Source organism: Streptomyces sp. NPDC046303, from assembly GCF_055588085.1.
The window spans coordinates 25,121-40,462 of sequence record NZ_JBVJFA010000025.1 but is presented as its reverse complement, the minus strand read 5'-3'; the positions used below and the strand labels follow the sequence as shown (position 1 = coordinate 40,462).

The window sequence follows — 15,342 nt, the reverse complement described above, 5'->3', positions numbered from 1 at the left end:
TGCCGCATCGTGCGCGGCACCCCCTGTGTGACCCGTTGGGTCAGAGCTTCTTGGCCTCCGGGGCCTCGCCCTGCTCGGCGGGCGCGTCCTTCGTCAGGACGGCCGCCTTCGCGCCGGCGGCGTCCGAGGGCGTGCCCTCGGGGTCGGCGTCCGCGTCGGCCGGGGCCGGGGTGTCGCCGTCCGTGTCCTTGGAGCGGTCCGGTTCGACCACCTTCTCGCGGCCCGGCCGCAGCTTCGCCGACAGGACGAAGTAGACGACGGCCAGGACGAAGACCACGATCGAGGTCCACACGTTGAGCCGCAGGCCCAGGATGTGGTGTGCCTCGTCGACCCGCATGTACTCGATCCAGCTGCGGCCTACGCAGTACGCGGCCACGTACAGGGCGAAGGCCCGGCCGTGCCCGAGCGTGAAGCGGCGGTCGGCCCAGACGACCAGGACGGCGACGCCGATGCACCACAGCGACTCGTACAGGAAGGTCGGGTGGTAGGTGCCGGCGTCCCGGTTGGGGCCCGCGCTGATCTCCACCGCCCACGGCAGGTCGGTGGCCCTGCCGTACAGCTCCTGGTTGAACCAGTTGCCCCAGCGGCCGCAGGCCTGGGCCAGCGCGATGCCCGGTGCGAGGGCGTCCGCCCAGGCCGGGAGCGGGATGCCGCGCAGCCGGCAGCCGATCCAGGCGCCCACCGCGCCGAGCGCGATCGCGCCCCAGATGCCGAGGCCGCCCTCCCAGATCTTGAAGGCGTCGACCCAGTTGCGGCCCTCGCCGAAGTAGAGCTGGTAGTCGGTGATCACGTGGTAGAGGCGACCGCCGACCAGGCCGAAGGGCACCGCCCACACGGCGATGTCCGCGACCGTGCCCGGCTTTCCGCCGCGCGCGACCCACCGCTTGTTGCCGAGCCAGACAGCGACGAAGACGCCGATGATGATGCAGAACGCGTAGCCGCGGAGCGGGATCGGTCCGAGATGGATCACGCCGGTCGACGGACTGGGGATGTAAGCAATGTCCATGGCAGACATGACGCTACCCTGCCGGGCGGTGCACACCGCAACCCGCCCGGCAAGCCGATACCGAATCAACACACGGCCCGGGCGTTTCTCAGCGCTCGGCGGCCCCGGCCGAGGTGCCCTTCGACGGGGTGCCCGAGGGGGTCTTCGAGCCCGCCTTCGATGCGCCCTTCGACGCGCCGGCGGACGGTGACGCCGAGGCCGAGCCCGACGCCGAGACCGAGGCCGACGGAGAGGCCTCCCCCGCCCCCTTGGCCGTGCCGCCGCCGGAGGCGCCCTTGGCCGCCGCCTCCACCTGCGCCTTCAGCTTCTGCGGGGTCAGCGGATTGGCCTGGTCGGAGAAGATGTCCTTGCCGTCCAGCAGCACGGTCGGCGTGCCCCGGAACTTTCCTTCGCGGAACGCCTCGTGGGATTTGGCCACCCAGCTGTTGTGCGTGCCGTCCTCGACGCACGAGCGGAAGGCGGGGGTGTCCAGCCCCTCCACCTTGGCGGCCAGCTCCAGCAGCTTCGCGTTCTTGCCGTAGGCGTCGTCGACCTCCTCCGGCTGGCTCTGGAAGAGGAGGTCGTGGTACGCCGTGAACTTCCCGGCGTCCTGGGCGCAGGCCGCCGCGTTGGCGCTCTTCAGCGAGCCGCTGCCGCCCATGTTCCCGTCGATGAGCGTGACCAGGTGGTAGTCGACCTTGAGCAGCCCCTTGGCCTCGAGCTCGTGGATCGTCTCCCGGTAGTTGTCCTCGAAGCCCTTGCAGGCGGGGCAGCGGAAGTCCTCCCAGACGGTCAGGGTGGACTTGGCCTCGTCCTTGCCCGTCCGGATGGCCAGCGCGTCCTTGCCGGTGGCCCCGGAGGGGGCGACCACCGGACCCGCCTTGTCGGCGCCGCCGTCCTTTCCGGTGTTGGCCGCGATCAGGCCGACGACCGCGGCCAGGCCGAGTACGCCGACCACCGCCGCCGACACGATGAGCGTCCGCCGACGCTTGTCCCGGGCCTTCTGCCGCTCGCGCTCCACCTGCAGTCGCTCGCGGGCCGATCGTTTCGTCGCATCGCGGTTCGCACCGTCGTTCTTCTCGCTCACGTTCGGCCAAACGAAGCGGGGAGGCACTCGCGTGCCTCCCCGCTCCCACTTCCACCCGATCGGGCTACAGAACCCGTTCAGGTGTCCGCGCCTTTGCATCGAACGCGCCCGTCAGCTCCTGCGCACGCCTTCGGCGAGCTCGCCCGCCAGCGACCGTACGGCGGCCAGCCCGGCCGGCAGGTCCGGCGCGTCCAGCAGCAGCTTGACGAAGGCCGAGCCGACGATCACGCCGTCCGCGAATCCGGCCACTTCCTTGGCCTGCTCGGCGTTGGAGACGCCCAGGCCCACGCAGACCGGCAGATCGGTGGTCCGGCGGGTCCGTCCGACCAGCTCCTTCGCCTCGGCGCCGACCGAGGCGCGGGTGCCGGTGACCCCCATCAGCGAGGCCGCGTAGACGAATCCGGAACCGGCCGCCGTGATGGTGGCCAGCCGCTCGTCCTTGCTGCTGGGAGCCACGACGAAGACGGTCGCCAGACCGTGCTTGTCCGCGTGCTCGCGCCACAGCGCGGACTCCTGGACCGGCAGGTCGGGCAGGATGCAGCCGGCTCCGCCCGCCGCCGCCAGCTCGGCGGTGAACCGCTCGACGCCGTAGCGGTCGATGGGGTTCCAGTACGTCATCACCAGGACCGGGGCCCCCGTGGCCTCGTGCGCCTCGCGGACCGTCCGGATCACGTCGGCGATCTTGACTCCGCCGCGCAGGGCGATGTCGTCGGCGGTCTGGATGATCGCGCCGTCCAGGACCGGGTCGCTGTGCGGCAGCCCGACCTCGACCACGTCCGCGCCGCCCGCGATGACGGCCTTGACCGCCTCGATGGCTCCGTCGACGGTCGGGAAGCCCGCCGGGAGGTAGGCGACGAGGGCCGCGCGGTCCTCGGACTTCGCCTTCGCGAGCGTGTCGCTCAGCAGCTGGATGGTGCCCGTGCTCACTTCGACTCCCCCTCGGTGGCGTCGTTCTCGGTCGCGCTCGGCTGCTCCGCGTACAGCCCGAAGTAGCGGGCGGCCGTGTCCATGTCCTTGTCACCGCGGCCGGACAGGTTCACGACCAGCAGGCCGTCCTCGCCCAGCTCCTTGCCCAGGTCGAGGGCGCCGGCGAGGGCGTGCGCCGACTCGATCGCCGGGATGATCCCCTCGGTGCGGGAGAGCAGCCGCAGGGCCTGCATCGCGGCGTCGTCGGTGACCGCGCGGTACTCGCCGCGGCCCGTGTCCTTCAGGTACGAGTGCTCCGGGCCGATGCCCGGGTAGTCCAGACCGGCCGAGATGGAGTACGGCTCGGTGATCTGCCCTTCCTCGTCCTGGAGGACGTAGGAGCGGGAGCCGTGCAGGATCCCGGGCTCGCCCGCGGTCAGCGTGGCCGCGTGCTCGCCGGTCTCGACGCCGTGCCCGGCGGGCTCGAAGCCGACCAGGCGGACCTCGGCGTCGGGGATGAAGGCGTGGAAGAGGCCGATGGCGTTCGAGCCGCCGCCGACGCAGGCCGCGACGGCGTCGGGCAGCCGGCCGGCGCGCTCGATGATCTGGCGGCGGGCCTCGACGCCGATGACCCGGTGGAAGTCGCGGACCATGGCCGGGAAGGGGTGCGGGCCGGCGACCGTACCGAAGAGGTAGTGGGTCCGGTCCACATTGGCGACCCAGTCGCGGAACGCCTCGTTGATGGCGTCCTTCAGAGTCCGGGAGCCGGACTTGACGGCGATGACCTCGGCGCCGAGCATCCGCATCCGGGCCACGTTCAGGGCCTGGCGCTGGGTGTCGATCTCGCCCATGTAGACGGTGCACTCGAGGCCGAAGAGCGCACAGGCGGTGGCCGTGGCCACCCCGTGCTGGCCGGCGCCGGTCTCGGCGATGACGCGGGTCTTGCCCATGCGCTTGGTGAGCAGTGCCTGGCCCAGCACGTTGTTGATCTTGTGGGAGCCGGTGTGGTTCAGGTCCTCGCGCTTGAGGAAGATCCGCGCGCCGCCGGCGTGCTCGGCGAACCGGGGCACCTCGGTGAGGGCACTGGGGCGGCCGGTGTAGTTGACCATCAGGTCGTTGAGCTCGGCCGCGAAGGCCGGGTCGGCCTTGGCCTTCTCGTACTCGACCGCGACCTCGTCCACGGCGGCGACGAGCGCCTCCGGGATGAACTTGCCGCCGAAGTCACCGAAGTAACCCTCGGCGTTGGGAACGTGACCCTCCGGGTCGGGGATGAAGAATTGGCTGGACATGCCAGTGCTCCTACGGGAACGGGATGCGACGAGTGGTTTTCACCGTATGGCGCCGCCCGCCCGCGACACGCGCAGCCGCATACCCGCACGGGGGTTGGCTCTGCGCTGTCTTGGGGAGGGAGAACCCGCCGCCCCGAGCCGTCGGGCCCGGGCGGCAGGCCGTACGGGACCACCGCGGCGCGGTACGGTACGTCTCGTACCGCCCGGCCTCGGGTCCTCGTTACGGCGCGTCTCCGGGGCGCCATCGCATGCCGTTGACCTGACCGGGCTCGGAGCCGATCACGTACCGGACCCGCCGGCCGTGCACGCGCCGGGCCGGAGCGCGGCAGCCGCGGGGGCGGCAGCCGCGCGCCAGGGGCGCGTGCGCCGTCTGCACGCCGACGGGGCCGCGACGGCCGGGCCGGGTGCCGACGGAGGGACGGGGGCGGGCCATGGAGCGGTCAGCTCCGCCCGTGGCGCAGGGCGGGGTGGGCGCCGGCGGCGACGAGGTCGGCCACGGCCGCCTTCGGGTCGCGGCCGGTCACCAGGGACTCCCCGACGAGGACGGCGTCGGCGCCCTCGTTGGCGTAGGCGATGAGGTCGTGCGGACCACGGATGCCGGATTCGGCGATCTTGACGATGTGGGCCGGGATCTCGGGGGCGACGCGCTCGAAGGTGGAGCGGTCGACCTTGAGGTCCTTGAGGTTGCGGGCGTTGACGCCGATGATCTTGGCGCCGGCGGCGACCGCGCGCTCCACTTCCTCCTCGTCGTGGACCTCGACGAGCGGGGTCAGGCCGATGGACTCGGCCCGCTCGATGAGGGAGACGAGGGCCTCTTGCTCCAGCGCCGCGACGATCAGCAGCACGAGGTCGGCGCCGTAGGCGCGGGCCTCCCACAGCTGGTACGCCGTGACGATGAAGTCCTTGCGCAGGATGGGGATGTCCACGCGGGCGCGGACGGCCTCCAGGTCGGCCAGCGAGCCGCCGAAGCGGCGCTGTTCGGTGAGGACGGAGATGACCGCCGCACCGCCCGCCTCGTAATCGGCTGCGAGCCCGGCCGGATCGGCGATCGCGGCCAGCGCGCCCTTGGAGGGGCTGGAGCGCTTGACCTCGCAGATCACCTTGACGCTGTCACCGCGCAGTGCGGCGACGCCGTCCTTGGCCTGGGGCGCCTTGGCGGCACGCTCCTTGAGCTCGTCGAGGCTCACGCGGGCCTGCCGTTCGGCAAGGTCTTCGCGGACCCCTTCGATGATCTCGTCGAGCACACTCACGCGAGCGGCCCCCTTCCGGGTCGATGACGGTCGGCCGCCTTGCAGACACGTACAACTGCAAGGTCAGCAATCAAATGGTATCCGCAGGAGGCCTTGCCCTCCGCACGCGGTTGACGCCGTCCCAGTAACTGGACATTCGGAATCGGGGCTTCATCCGGGCCCCGTACGGGCCTCAGGGGGCCAGCGCGGAGCCGAAAGAAAGATTTCGGACGACGGCGAACACCACGGCCGCCCCGCCGATCGCCCACCAGTACGGCGGGCGCAGGGCCAGGCGGGGCACGGGGCCGCCGCGAACGGCGCGTACCAGCCACAGGAGCATGAATGCCGCGAAGACGAAATAGCCCGTGACGGCCAGGGCATTCGCCCCGAATGCCGTGATCAGATCGCCGTGGACGAACGCGTGCGCGCTGCGCAGGCCACCGCAGCCGGGGCACAGGATGCCGGTCAGCCGCAGCAGCGGACAGACCGGGTAGTGACCCGGTTCGTTCGGATCCACGGTGCCTACGTAAGCAAACGCCGCGGCCGCCGCGGCCAGGGTGAGCGCCGGTGCGCGCAGCCGCCGGGCCCGGGTCGCCGGCACGGCGGGCGCGGTGTGCGGCGGCACGGCGGGCGCGGTGTGCGGCGGCGCGGTGTGCGGCCGGGCAGTCTGCGGCGGCGGGGTGTCGGGGCTGCGAAAGGCGTCGGGGGCGTCCACCCGCTGATTCTCACCCGGTCATGACAAAAGGCGCAGCCCGACGGGCCGCGCCTTTCGGATCCTCCGTGGACCGCGCTCAGACCTTGGCGGGGACCTTGGAGGCTGCGATGGCCTCGGCGAGGTCCTTGTGCGAGGCCTTCGGCGCGCCCATGCCCGCCGCCTTCATCGCCATGCCGACGACACCGCCGAGCGCGACCACGACCATGCCGGCCCAGAAGCCGATCGGGTTCGCGAGCACCATGAAGGCGCCGGAGATGCAGAAGCCGATGAAGGCGATGGTGACACCGGTCCAGGCGGCCGGGGTGTGTCCGTGGTCTGTGCCCGCCATGAGTTGCTCCTCGTTGCTCTGTCGCGGTGCTCTGTCGAGCGCGCGGTGTGTCGCGGTGCGTGTCGAACGCTCGGTGCCCATTGTCCCGCACCGGGCCGGGCCGCCGTCACACGGGGGGTGCGTCAGCCGGTGGGGTCCTCACCGCGGTCCAGAGCCTTCCACAGATCCTCGGGCCGGTCCGGATCCACCACGGCCGCCTGGTGCGTCCGCGGGCCGGCGCCCCGCTCGTAGCGGCCGCCCATGGCGGGCCAGCCGCGGCCGAAGCGCAGGGCCAGCAGCCCGGCGGCCAGGATCAGGGCCGCACCGGCGGCCGTGACGTACGGCCACGCCGTCTGGGTCAGCCCCGCCACCTGGGCGGCGGTGTCCGCGGTCGTACGGGCGGCCTCCGCGTCCAGGGCCCGGCGGCCGTCGGCGGCGAGGACCGCGGACAGCGCGGCGCCCAGGCCGCTGAGGGCCAGCAGTCCCGACACCAGCAGCCGGCCCTTGCCGCGTACGGCGAAGACGGCGACCAGCGCCGCGAGGCCGACGATGGCGAGAGCCGCCGGGAGGCCGGTGACGGCCTGCCCGTCGGCGGTCACCGCGAGCGAATCGCCGCCGATGGCCGTGGTGCCCCGGGCCCAGACCCGGCCGGAGGCGAGCAGGACGACGGTGGAGCCGAGGGTGCCGAGCAGCAGGGCGACGGCCACGCTGCGGCGGCTGCTCCTGCTCTCGGGGGCCTCGGTATCGGTTCGGGGCGGGGGTACGGCACTCACGTACCCCACTATCCCCTACGCCCTCAGGAGCCGTGGAGGCGGTTCGCCGCTCCCACCGCGCGCAGCACGGCGGCCGCCTTGTTGCGGCACTCGTTGTCCTCCAGTTCGGGCACCGAGTCGGCCACCACCCCGGCGCCCGCCTGCACGTACGCCGTGCCGTCGCGCAGCAGCGCGGTGCGGATGGCGATGGCCGTGTCGGAGTCGCCCGCGAAGTCCAGGTAGCCCACGCAGCCTCCGTACAGGCCGCGGCGGGAGGGCTCCAGCTCCTCGATGATCTGCATGGCGCGGGGCTTGGGCGCGCCGGAGAGGGTGCCCGCCGGGAAGCAGGCGGTCAGCACGTCGAAGGCGGTCCGGCCCTCGGCGACCCGCCCGGTGACGGTGGAGACGATGTGCATCACGTGGGAGTAGCGCTCGATCGACATGAAATCGACGACCTCCACCGATCCCGGCTCGCAGACCCGGCCCAGGTCGTTGCGGCCCAGGTCGACCAGCATGAGGTGCTCGGCGCGCTCCTTGGGGTCGGCGAGCAGCTCCTCGGCGAGGTCGTGGTCCTCCTGCGGGGTGGCGCCGCGGTGCCGGGTGCCGGCGATGGGGTGGACCATGGCCCGCCCGTCCTCGACCTTGACCAGCGCCTCGGGGCTGGACCCGACCACGTCGAAGCCGTTCTCGAAGCGGAAGAGGTACATGTACGGGGAGGGGTTGGTGGCCCGCAGCACGCGGTAGACGTCCAGCGCGGAGGCCTCGCAGGGGGTTTCGAACCGCTGCGAGGGCACCACCTGGAAGGCCTCGCCCGCCCGGATGCGCTCCTTGATGTCCTCGACGGCGGCCTGGTACTTCTCGCCGCCCCACAGCGCGGAGAACTGCGGCAGCTCGGAGGCGGGCAGCGGGGTCGGGGTGTACGGGGCGGGCCGCGCGAGGTCCGCCTCCATGGCGTCGAGGCGGGCCACGGCGTCGGCGTACGCCTCGTCCACGCCGGTGTCGAGGTCGTTGTGGTTGATCGCGTTGGCGATGAGCAGGACGGTGCCGTCCCAGTGGTCCATGACCGCCAGGTCGGAGGTGAGCAGCATGGTCAGCTCGGGCAGTTCGAGGTCGTCGGCCGTGTGCTCGCCGATGCGCTCCAGGAGGCGGACGATGTCGTAGCCGAGGTAGCCGACCATGCCTCCGGTGAAGGGCGGCATTCCGCCCGCGAGGTCGCGGGGCGTGTGCAGGGTCTCGACGGTGACGCGCAGCGCGTCCAGGGGGTCGCCGCCGGTGGGTACGCCGACGGGCGGCGTGCCGATCCAGTGCGCCTGGCCGTCGCGCACGGTCAGGGTGGCGTCGCTGCGTACGCCGACGAAGGAGTACCGGGACCAGGAGCGGCCGTTCTCGGCGGACTCCAGCAGGAACGTGCCGGGGCGTTCGGCGGCCAGCTTGCGGTAGAGCCCGACGGGGGTGTCCCCGTCGGCCAGCAGCTTGCGGCTCACGGGAATGACGCGGCGGTCGGCCGCGAGCTTGCGGAACGTATCGAGATCCATGTGGGGGGCCTGCCTAGTCGGCGTCGCGGAGGAGGACATCGTCGTCGAAGCAGGTGCGGGCTCCGGTGTGGCAGGCGGCTCCGACCTGGTCGACCTTGACGAGCACGGTGTCGGCGTCGCAGTCGAGGGCGACGGACTTCACGTGCTGGAAGTGGCCGGAGGTGTCCCCCTTCACCCAGTACTCCTGGCGGCTGCGGGACCAGTAGGTGCAGCGGCCGGTCGTCAGGGTGCGGTGCAGGGCCTCGTCGTCCATCCACCCGAGCATGAGCACCTCACCGGTGTCGTACTGCTGGGCGATGGCCGGCACCAGGCCGTCGGCGGAGCGCTTGAGGCGTGCGGCGATGGCGGGATCGAGGCTGCCGGGGCGGGGGGGCGTACTCATGGGGCCATTGTGCCGGGCCGCGGTGCCCGGCACGGATCCCCGTCCGCCTGATGAGCGGGCGCGCGCCGCGTTCCAGCCGTAGGCTGGCCCGCATGTCTACCCATGCGAAGCGCGAACGACTGCTCCTGGCCGACCTGTTGGAGGCGGCCGGGCCGGAGGCGCCGACGCTGTGCGACGGCTGGACCTGCCGGGAACTGGCGGCGCACGTGGTGGTCCGGGAGCGCCGCCCGGACGCGGCGGGCGGCCTGCTGCTGAACGTGCTCAAGAACCGCCTGGACGCGGCGATGGCGGAGTACACGGCCAAACCGTACGAGGAGCTCATCCAGCTGATCCGGACCGGCCCGCCGAGGATGTCGGTGTACGCGCTCAAGCAGATCGACGAGGCGGCGAACGCGGTGGAGTTCTTCGTGCACGCGGAGGACGTCCGGCGGGCGCAGCCCGACTGGTCCCCGCGGGAGCTGGACCCGGTCTTCTCGGATTCCCTGTGGTCCCGCCTGGAGAAGCTGGCCCGCCTGACGGGCCGCCGCTCGCCGGTCGGACTGGTCCTGCGCCGCCCGAACGGCCAGACGGCGGTGGCGCACAAGGGCGCGCCGGTGGTGACGGTGACGGGCGAACCGGGCGAGCTGACGCTGTTCTGCTTCGGCCGCCAGGACGCCGCCGCTGTCACCCTGGACGGTGACAAGGAGGCCGTCGCCAAGCTGACGACGGCCAAACTGGGCATCTAGACGAGCGGCTCCGAGGTCGGGGATGATCAGTGGCATGCAGACGGTCCTGCGGGGAGCCTTGGTGACGCTTCGCCCGCCGACGGTGGGCGATATCCCCGCTCTGGCCGCGATCCGGACCACGTCTGAGGTGTACGCGCGCTGGCGAGGCGGCGACGACCTGACGGCCGCGGTGGCCCAGGACCTCGAAGATCCCGGGGTCCGGACCTTCGTGGTCGAGCATGACGGCAGGGTGGTCGGTGCTATCCAGTGGGGCGCCGAGGACGAGCCGGACTACCGGCATGCCAACATCGACATCTACCTCGACCCTGCGGTGCACGGGAGTGGCCTCGGCACTGACGCCGTCCGTGCCCTGGCACGCCATCTGATCGATGATCACGGATACCGCCGGCTGGTGATCGACCCGGCCGCCGACAATACCGCCGCCATCCGGTGCTACCGCAAGGTCGGCTTCCGCCCGGTGGGCATCATGCGGCAGTACGAGCGCGGCCCGGACGGCAGCTGGCACGACGGGCTGCTGATGGACCTGTTGGCGGAGGAGCTGGAGTAAGTCTCACGTCGTCTGCCTGGCGGTAGCCCAGTCGCTGGTCGGCCACCGCTCCGAGGCGCGATGGCTGTAGCGCCGTGGTTGTCGCAGCTCACTTCCACGCGGTGGGACGGCTGTACGAAGTGCCCGTGGCGGGCTCGGTGACGGTCTCGGGCAGCTGGCTGTTGCGCAGGGCCGTCTCGTTGATCGTGAACGCGCCGACCGACCGGAAGTGCGGGCTCGGCCTCGCGTAGCCGGGCGGCAGGGCCAGGTAGATCCTGCGCAGCGGGTCCAGGCGCTGGGCGGCCTCGACCGCGGGCACGAGGTCGGAGTCCGCGGACACGATCAGCGCGATGTCCGAGGCGCGCCGGGCGCTGTCCTCGACGAGGCGGGCGCCGATGGCCACGTCGGTCCGCTTCTCCTCGAACCGGCGGAACCGGCGGGGCGGGGTACAGCCGCACCGGTAGCCCTGACGGCACGAGGCGCAGCGCGGCTTCTGCACGGTGTAGTGCCCGAGCTCGGTCCGCACGTCCCGGGGGCGGTGCGCGGCGAGGGCGTCCAGGTGCGTCTTCTGGTCCGCGAGTGCCGCGGGGTCCTTCACGACCAGGGTGGTGCAGTACTGGACGCGCTCGAGGGTGTCGTCGGGCCGCAGCCGCTCCACCAGCGCCGCGAGGTCCAGCCAGAGGTACCGGTGGCCGAAGGTCGCTCGGATGGAGTAGTCGAGGTTGGGCCCGTCGACGTAGGCGATGACGCTGCTCACAGGTTCTCCCGGCGGGGACGGCCCGCCTGTTACGGTTGGTTCATACGAGTTCGGCGGTCACGCCGACAGGAACGGCCCCGGCGACGGGGCCGTTTTTTCGTGTGCGTCGTGGTGCGCGGGGGCGGCTCAGAGCGCCGGTGATGCCGGCTCACCGCGGACGGCCCGGTAGGCGGGGCTCGCGGGGTCGCTCAGGGCGCCGAAGACGGCGTAGGCGGACTGCTTGGGCCCGTTGATCGTGTACTTGCCCTGCGGGGTCTTGGTCAGGGCCGTGCCCAGCCAGTGGTCGCCCTTGCGCCAGTCCACCTTCTTGAGGCTGTCGAGCAGCTCTTGGAGACGGTCCGCCCGGTCCTCGGCGGAGGCCTCCAGGATCCCGCGGCCCATCGCTCCGACGGCGGCCAGCACGCTGCCCATCGCGGCGACGCACTGCTCGCGGTCGGCGATCTCCTCCGCGAAGGCCTCGGAGTAGGCCGACAGCCAGGCGCGTGCGGCGGATTCGAGGTCGGCCAGGTCGACGTGGTCGACAGGGGCGGGCTTGGTGCCGTACTGGACGCCGGCGATGCCGTGGAGCATGTTGACCACGAACTGCCGCAGGTCCTGGAGTTTGACCACCTTGGGGCTGTTCTTCTTGATCTGGCGGGAGATCCGCTCGACCTTCCCCCGGAAGAAGGGGATCTCCTCCGAGAGGCGCCCCACGACCTCCATCAGCGGGTCGGCCGTGTCCATGCTGAGGGCGATGGCCGAGTTCACCCTGACGCCCAGCACGTTGAGGTCGTAGAAGAACTGGCGGGCCTCCAGCGGAGTCCTGTTGTCGTGCACGACCGCGCTCAGGTAGGTGTCGGCGTGCTGCTTCCGCTCCTCTTCCCTGCCGACGAGGGAGCGCTCCAGGTGGTAGTGGCTGGCCAGCTGGGTCTCCCCGTCGATGGCGATCAGCTTCAGGCCGTGGGGGACGCAGAGGAAGTTCTGCAGGGCGCCCTGGTGCGTGGACTGCACGATGGACAGAGGGTGTTCGGTCCACAGGTGGATGGGGGGCAGCACGGCGGCGCGCTCGCGGGTCACGTAGCGCTGGATGTAGGCGGCGTACTTGGGGATGTTGGTCTTCTTCCCCAGCTCCAGTCCCCGCTGCACCAGCGAGTGCAGCTCGATGTCCTCGTCCGTGACGTCGGTGGGCCGCTGTTTGGCGTTTCCCGACTGGAGCACGACCGGGTCGTGGGTGATCACCTTCAGGTGCTTGAAGGGGACCTGGATGTGCGTGGTCCACTCGTCGACCGGCAGGCAGCGGATGAACATCCCTGCGGAGAGGTCGATCTCATCGGTGTTCGGCTTGGCCATGGTCCCCACCCGTCTCCTCGGCACCATTGCCGATGTGAGCCAGGGTAGGGGTCAACTCCAGTTCGCCGCAGGGCTTTCTCGAGAAAGAGCTTCCGCCATCTTGAGAAAGCCCCGCGGGGGAACCGAGGCGGGCTCAGCGGACCGGGTGGCCCGCCTCCCGGAGCGCTGCCTTGACCTCGGAGATGCGCAGGTCGCCGAAGTGGAACACCGAGGCCGCGAGCACCGCGTCGGCGCCCGCCTCGATCGCCGGCGGGAAGTGCTCGAGCTTGCCGGCACCGCCCGAGGCGATCACCGGGACCGTGACGTGCCGGCGCACGGCAGTGATCATCTCGGTGTCGTAGCCGTCCTTGGTGCCGTCGGCGTCCATCGAGTTCAGCAGGATTTCCCCGGCGCCGAGTTCGGCCGCCCGGTGGGCCCACTCGACGGCGTCGAGGCCGGTGCCGCGGCGGCCTCCGTGGGTGGTGACCTCGAAGGAGCCCGAGGCGGTGCGGCGGGCGTCCACCGACAGGACCAGTACCTGCCGGCCGAAGCGCTCCGCGATCTCCTGGATGAGTTCGGGGCGGGCGATGGCGGCGGTGTTCACGCCCACCTTGTCCGCACCGGCCCGCAGCAGCTTGTCCACGTCGTCCGCCGTGCGGACGCCGCCGCCCACGGTCAGCGGGATGAAGACCTGCTCGGCGGTCCGCCGCACCACGTCGTACGTGGTCTCGCGGTTGCCGGAGGACGCCGTGATGTCGAGGAAGGTCAGCTCGTCGGCGCCCTCGGCGTCGTACAGCTTGGCCATCTCCACCGGGTCGCCGGCGTCGCGCAGGTTCTGGAAGTTGACGCCCTTGACGACGCGGCCGTTGTCCACGTCCAGGCAGGGGATCACCCGTACGGCGAGGGTCATGCCGCGTCTCCCTTGTACGCCTCGACCTCCACCTCGACGACCATGCCGGGGTCGACGAAGCCGGAGACGATGATCATGGATGCGGCCGGGCGGACCGCGTCGAACAGCTCCTTGTGGGCGCGGCCCACCTCGTCCACGTCCCGGGCGTGGGTGAGGTACATGCGGGTCCGCACCACGTGCTCGGGGCCGAGACCGGCCTGCGCCAGGGCCTTGAAGGCCACGCCGAAGGCCGTCACCGCCTGCTCGTACGGGCCTCCGCCGTCGGCCGCTGTGCAGCCGGAGACGAGGACGAGGCCGTTGGGGAGCCGGACGGCGCGCGAGTAGCCGATGACGTCCTCGTAGGGGCCGCCGGAGGAGATGCGGCGCACTTCGGAAGGGCTGCTCATGCGTTGACCACCTTCAGGGCTTCTTCCAGGGTGAAGGCCTTGGCGTACAGGGCCTTGCCGACGATCGCGCCCTCGACGCCCAGCGGGACGAGCTCGGACAGGGCCCGCAGGTCGTCCAGGCTGGAGATGCCGCCGGAGGCCACGACGGGCCGGTCGGTGGCGGCGCAGACGTTGCGGAGCAGTTCCAGGTTGGGGCCGGTCAGCGTGCCGTCCTTGCCGATGTCGGTGACGACGTAGCGGGCGCAGCCCTCGGAGTCGAGGCGGGCGAGGGTCTCGTACAGGTCGCCGCCCTCGCTGGTCCAGCCGCGTCCCTTGAGGGTGGTGCCGCGGACGTCGAGGCCGATCGCGATCTTGTCGCCGTGGTCGGCGATGGCCTTGGCGGCCCACTCGGGGGTCTCCAGGGCGGCGGTGCCGAGGTTGACGCGGGTGCAGCCGGTGGCGAGGGCCGCGGCGAGCGAGGCGTCGTCGCGGATGCCCCCGGACAGCTCGACCTTGATGTCCATGGCGCGGGTGATCTCGGCGACCAGGGCGCGGTTGTCACCGGTGCCGAAGGCGGCGTCGAGGTCGACGAGGTGCAGCCATTCGGCGCCGGAGCGCTGCCAGGCCAGGGCCGCCTCGAGCGGGGAGCCGTAGGAGGTCTCGCTGCCGGACACCCCGTGCACGAGGCGGACGGCCTGGCCGTCGCGGACGTCGACCGCGGGGAGGAGTTCCAGCTTCGCTGCGGGCTCGGTCATCACAGGGTCTCGATCCAGTTGGTGAGGAGCTGGGCTCCGGCGTCGCCGGACTTCTCGGGGTGGAACTGGGTCGCCCACAGGGCCCCGTTCTCCACCGCCGCGACGAAGGGCTCGCCGTGGGTGGCCCAGGTGACGCGGGGGGCGCGGATCGCCGGGTTGGTGATCTCCAGGCTCCACTCGCGCGCCGCGTAGGAGTGCACGAAGTAGAACCGGGCGTCGGCGTCCAGTCCGGCGAAGGCCTGGCTGTCGGCCGGGGCCTCGACGGTGTTCCAGCCCATGTGGGGGACGATCGGGGCCTTGAGCGGGCCGACCGTGCCGGGCCACTCGTCGAGACCTGAAGTCTCCACGCCGTGCTCGATGCCGCGCTCGAAGAGGATCTGCATGCCGACGCAGATGCCCATGACCGGGCGGCCGCCGGACAGCCGGCGTCCGATGATCCAGTCGCCGCGGGCGTCCTTGAGGCCCTGCATGCAGGCGGAGAAGGCGCCGACACCGGGGACGAGGAGCCCGTCGGCGTCCATGGCCTTGTCGTAGTCGCGGGTGATCTCGACGTCGGCGCCGACGCGGGCCAGGGCGCGCTCGGCGGACCGGACGTTTCCGAAGCCGTAGTCGAAGACCACGACCGTCTTGCGTGCTGCGCTCATTCCCAGATTCCTTGGATTCGCAGGACTCCGGCGGCGAGGCACATCGCGGAGCCGATGGCGAGCAGGATGACGACCGACTTGGGCATCTGCTGCTTCTGGAAGGAGTAGACGCCTCCGGCCAGGAACAGGCCGAGGACGATCAGGATCGTGTTGAGCCCGTTCACG

General features: G+C 71.6%; 20 protein-coding genes. 2 read left to right on the top strand and 18 right to left on the bottom strand.

The genetic code is table 11. From position 1 onward, the window contains the following. Positions 1–40: 40 nt before the first annotated feature. From lgt to hisI, 11 genes are all read right to left on the bottom strand, one after another. A complete protein-coding gene (lgt, locus tag ACZ6I1_RS24655) occupies positions 41–1,006 on the bottom strand; it encodes a prolipoprotein diacylglyceryl transferase (protein WP_469290641.1) in 966 nt (321 codons plus the stop codon). 88 nt (positions 1,007–1,094) lie between these two features. Further along, positions 1,095–2,072, bottom strand: coding sequence for a DsbA family protein (locus ACZ6I1_RS24650; protein ID WP_469290538.1), 978 nt, complete (start codon positions 2,070–2,072; stop codon positions 1,095–1,097). 111 nt (positions 2,073–2,183) lie between these two features. Beyond that, complete coding sequence (trpA, locus tag ACZ6I1_RS24645) at positions 2,184–2,999, bottom strand: tryptophan synthase subunit alpha (protein ID WP_469290536.1); 816 nt, start codon at positions 2,997–2,999, stop codon at positions 2,184–2,186. Beyond that, complete coding sequence (gene trpB / locus ACZ6I1_RS24640; protein WP_469290534.1) at positions 2,996–4,267, bottom strand: tryptophan synthase subunit beta; 1,272 nt, start codon at positions 4,265–4,267, stop codon at positions 2,996–2,998. The genes trpA and trpB overlap by 4 nt, the downstream gene beginning before the upstream one ends. A gap of 220 nt (positions 4,268–4,487) precedes the next feature. Beyond that, positions 4,488–4,700 (bottom strand): tryptophan biosynthesis modulator TrpM, encoded by a 213-nt coding sequence (trpM, locus tag ACZ6I1_RS24635; RefSeq protein ID WP_469290532.1) that lies wholly within the window; start codon positions 4,698–4,700, stop codon positions 4,488–4,490. Between the two features lie 7 nt (positions 4,701–4,707). After that, complete coding sequence (gene trpC, locus ACZ6I1_RS24630; RefSeq protein WP_362300112.1) at positions 4,708–5,517, bottom strand: indole-3-glycerol phosphate synthase TrpC; 810 nt, start codon at positions 5,515–5,517, stop codon at positions 4,708–4,710. 172 nt (positions 5,518–5,689) lie between these two features. Next, on the bottom strand, positions 5,690–6,211 hold the full coding sequence (locus ACZ6I1_RS24625) for a DUF2752 domain-containing protein (protein WP_469290531.1): 522 nt from the start codon (positions 6,209–6,211) through the stop codon (positions 5,690–5,692). Between the two features lie 76 nt (positions 6,212–6,287). After that, entirely contained in the window at positions 6,288–6,539 is a 252-nt protein-coding gene (locus ACZ6I1_RS24620) for an HGxxPAAW family protein (protein WP_469290529.1), read from the bottom strand. 122 nt (positions 6,540–6,661) lie between these two features. Beyond that, positions 6,662–7,300, bottom strand: a complete 639-nt coding sequence (locus tag ACZ6I1_RS24615) for a TIGR02234 family membrane protein (protein WP_469290528.1) — start codon at positions 7,298–7,300, stop codon at positions 6,662–6,664. 14 nt (positions 7,301–7,314) lie between these two features. Continuing rightward, positions 7,315–8,805 (bottom strand): anthranilate synthase component I, encoded by a 1,491-nt coding sequence (locus ACZ6I1_RS24610; RefSeq protein ID WP_469290527.1) that lies wholly within the window; start codon positions 8,803–8,805, stop codon positions 7,315–7,317. 13 nt (positions 8,806–8,818) lie between these two features. Beyond that, on the bottom strand, positions 8,819–9,187 hold the full coding sequence (gene hisI, locus ACZ6I1_RS24605; protein WP_469290524.1) for a phosphoribosyl-AMP cyclohydrolase: 369 nt from the start codon (positions 9,185–9,187) through the stop codon (positions 8,819–8,821). Between the two features lie 92 nt (positions 9,188–9,279). On the opposite strand from hisI, the gene ACZ6I1_RS24600 reads away from it, so the two are divergent. Both ACZ6I1_RS24600 and ACZ6I1_RS24595 read left to right on the top strand, forming a co-directional pair. After that, positions 9,280–9,912 carry a TIGR03085 family metal-binding protein gene (locus tag ACZ6I1_RS24600; protein WP_469290522.1) on the top strand — a complete coding sequence of 211 codons (633 nt, stop codon included), beginning with the start codon at positions 9,280–9,282 and terminating at the stop codon, positions 9,910–9,912. A 34-nt stretch (positions 9,913–9,946) separates the two neighbouring features. Continuing rightward, positions 9,947–10,459 carry a GNAT family N-acetyltransferase gene (locus ACZ6I1_RS24595; protein ID WP_469290520.1) on the top strand — a complete coding sequence of 171 codons (513 nt, stop codon included), beginning with the start codon at positions 9,947–9,949 and terminating at the stop codon, positions 10,457–10,459. An 88-nt stretch (positions 10,460–10,547) separates the two neighbouring features. Here ACZ6I1_RS24595 and ACZ6I1_RS24590 read toward each other — a convergent pair whose 3' ends face one another. From ACZ6I1_RS24590 to ACZ6I1_RS24560, 7 genes are all read right to left on the bottom strand, one after another. Further along, positions 10,548–11,195, bottom strand: a complete 648-nt coding sequence (locus ACZ6I1_RS24590) for an NYN domain-containing protein (protein WP_469290518.1) — start codon at positions 11,193–11,195, stop codon at positions 10,548–10,550. Positions 11,196–11,321: 126 nt separating this feature from the next. After that, positions 11,322–12,524, bottom strand: a complete 1,203-nt coding sequence (locus ACZ6I1_RS24585) for a DNA sulfur modification protein DndB (RefSeq protein WP_469290517.1) — start codon at positions 12,522–12,524, stop codon at positions 11,322–11,324. 133 nt (positions 12,525–12,657) lie between these two features. Beyond that, a complete protein-coding gene (hisF, locus tag ACZ6I1_RS24580; protein WP_469290515.1) occupies positions 12,658–13,413 on the bottom strand; it encodes an imidazole glycerol phosphate synthase subunit HisF in 756 nt (251 codons plus the stop codon). After that, positions 13,410–13,799 (bottom strand): RidA family protein, encoded by a 390-nt coding sequence (locus ACZ6I1_RS24575; protein WP_469290513.1) that lies wholly within the window; start codon positions 13,797–13,799, stop codon positions 13,410–13,412. Before ACZ6I1_RS24575 ends, hisF begins: the two co-directional genes overlap by 4 nt. Then, entirely contained in the window at positions 13,796–14,533 is a 738-nt protein-coding gene (gene priA / locus ACZ6I1_RS24570) for a bifunctional 1-(5-phosphoribosyl)-5-((5-phosphoribosylamino)methylideneamino)imidazole-4-carboxamide isomerase/phosphoribosylanthranilate isomerase PriA (protein WP_469290511.1), read from the bottom strand. Before priA ends, ACZ6I1_RS24575 begins: the two co-directional genes overlap by 4 nt. Continuing rightward, the gene (gene hisH / locus ACZ6I1_RS24565; RefSeq protein ID WP_469290509.1) at positions 14,533–15,177 is read right to left on the bottom strand and encodes an imidazole glycerol phosphate synthase subunit HisH; all 645 of its coding nucleotides are present in this window, start codon (positions 15,175–15,177) and stop codon (positions 14,533–14,535) included. Before hisH ends, priA begins: the two co-directional genes overlap by 1 nt. After that, positions 15,174–15,341: a hypothetical protein gene (locus tag ACZ6I1_RS24560; RefSeq protein WP_031148344.1), complete on the bottom strand. Its 168-nt coding sequence runs from the start codon at positions 15,339–15,341 to the stop codon at positions 15,174–15,176. The genes hisH and ACZ6I1_RS24560 overlap by 4 nt, the downstream gene beginning before the upstream one ends. Position 15,342 lies beyond the last annotated feature (1 nt).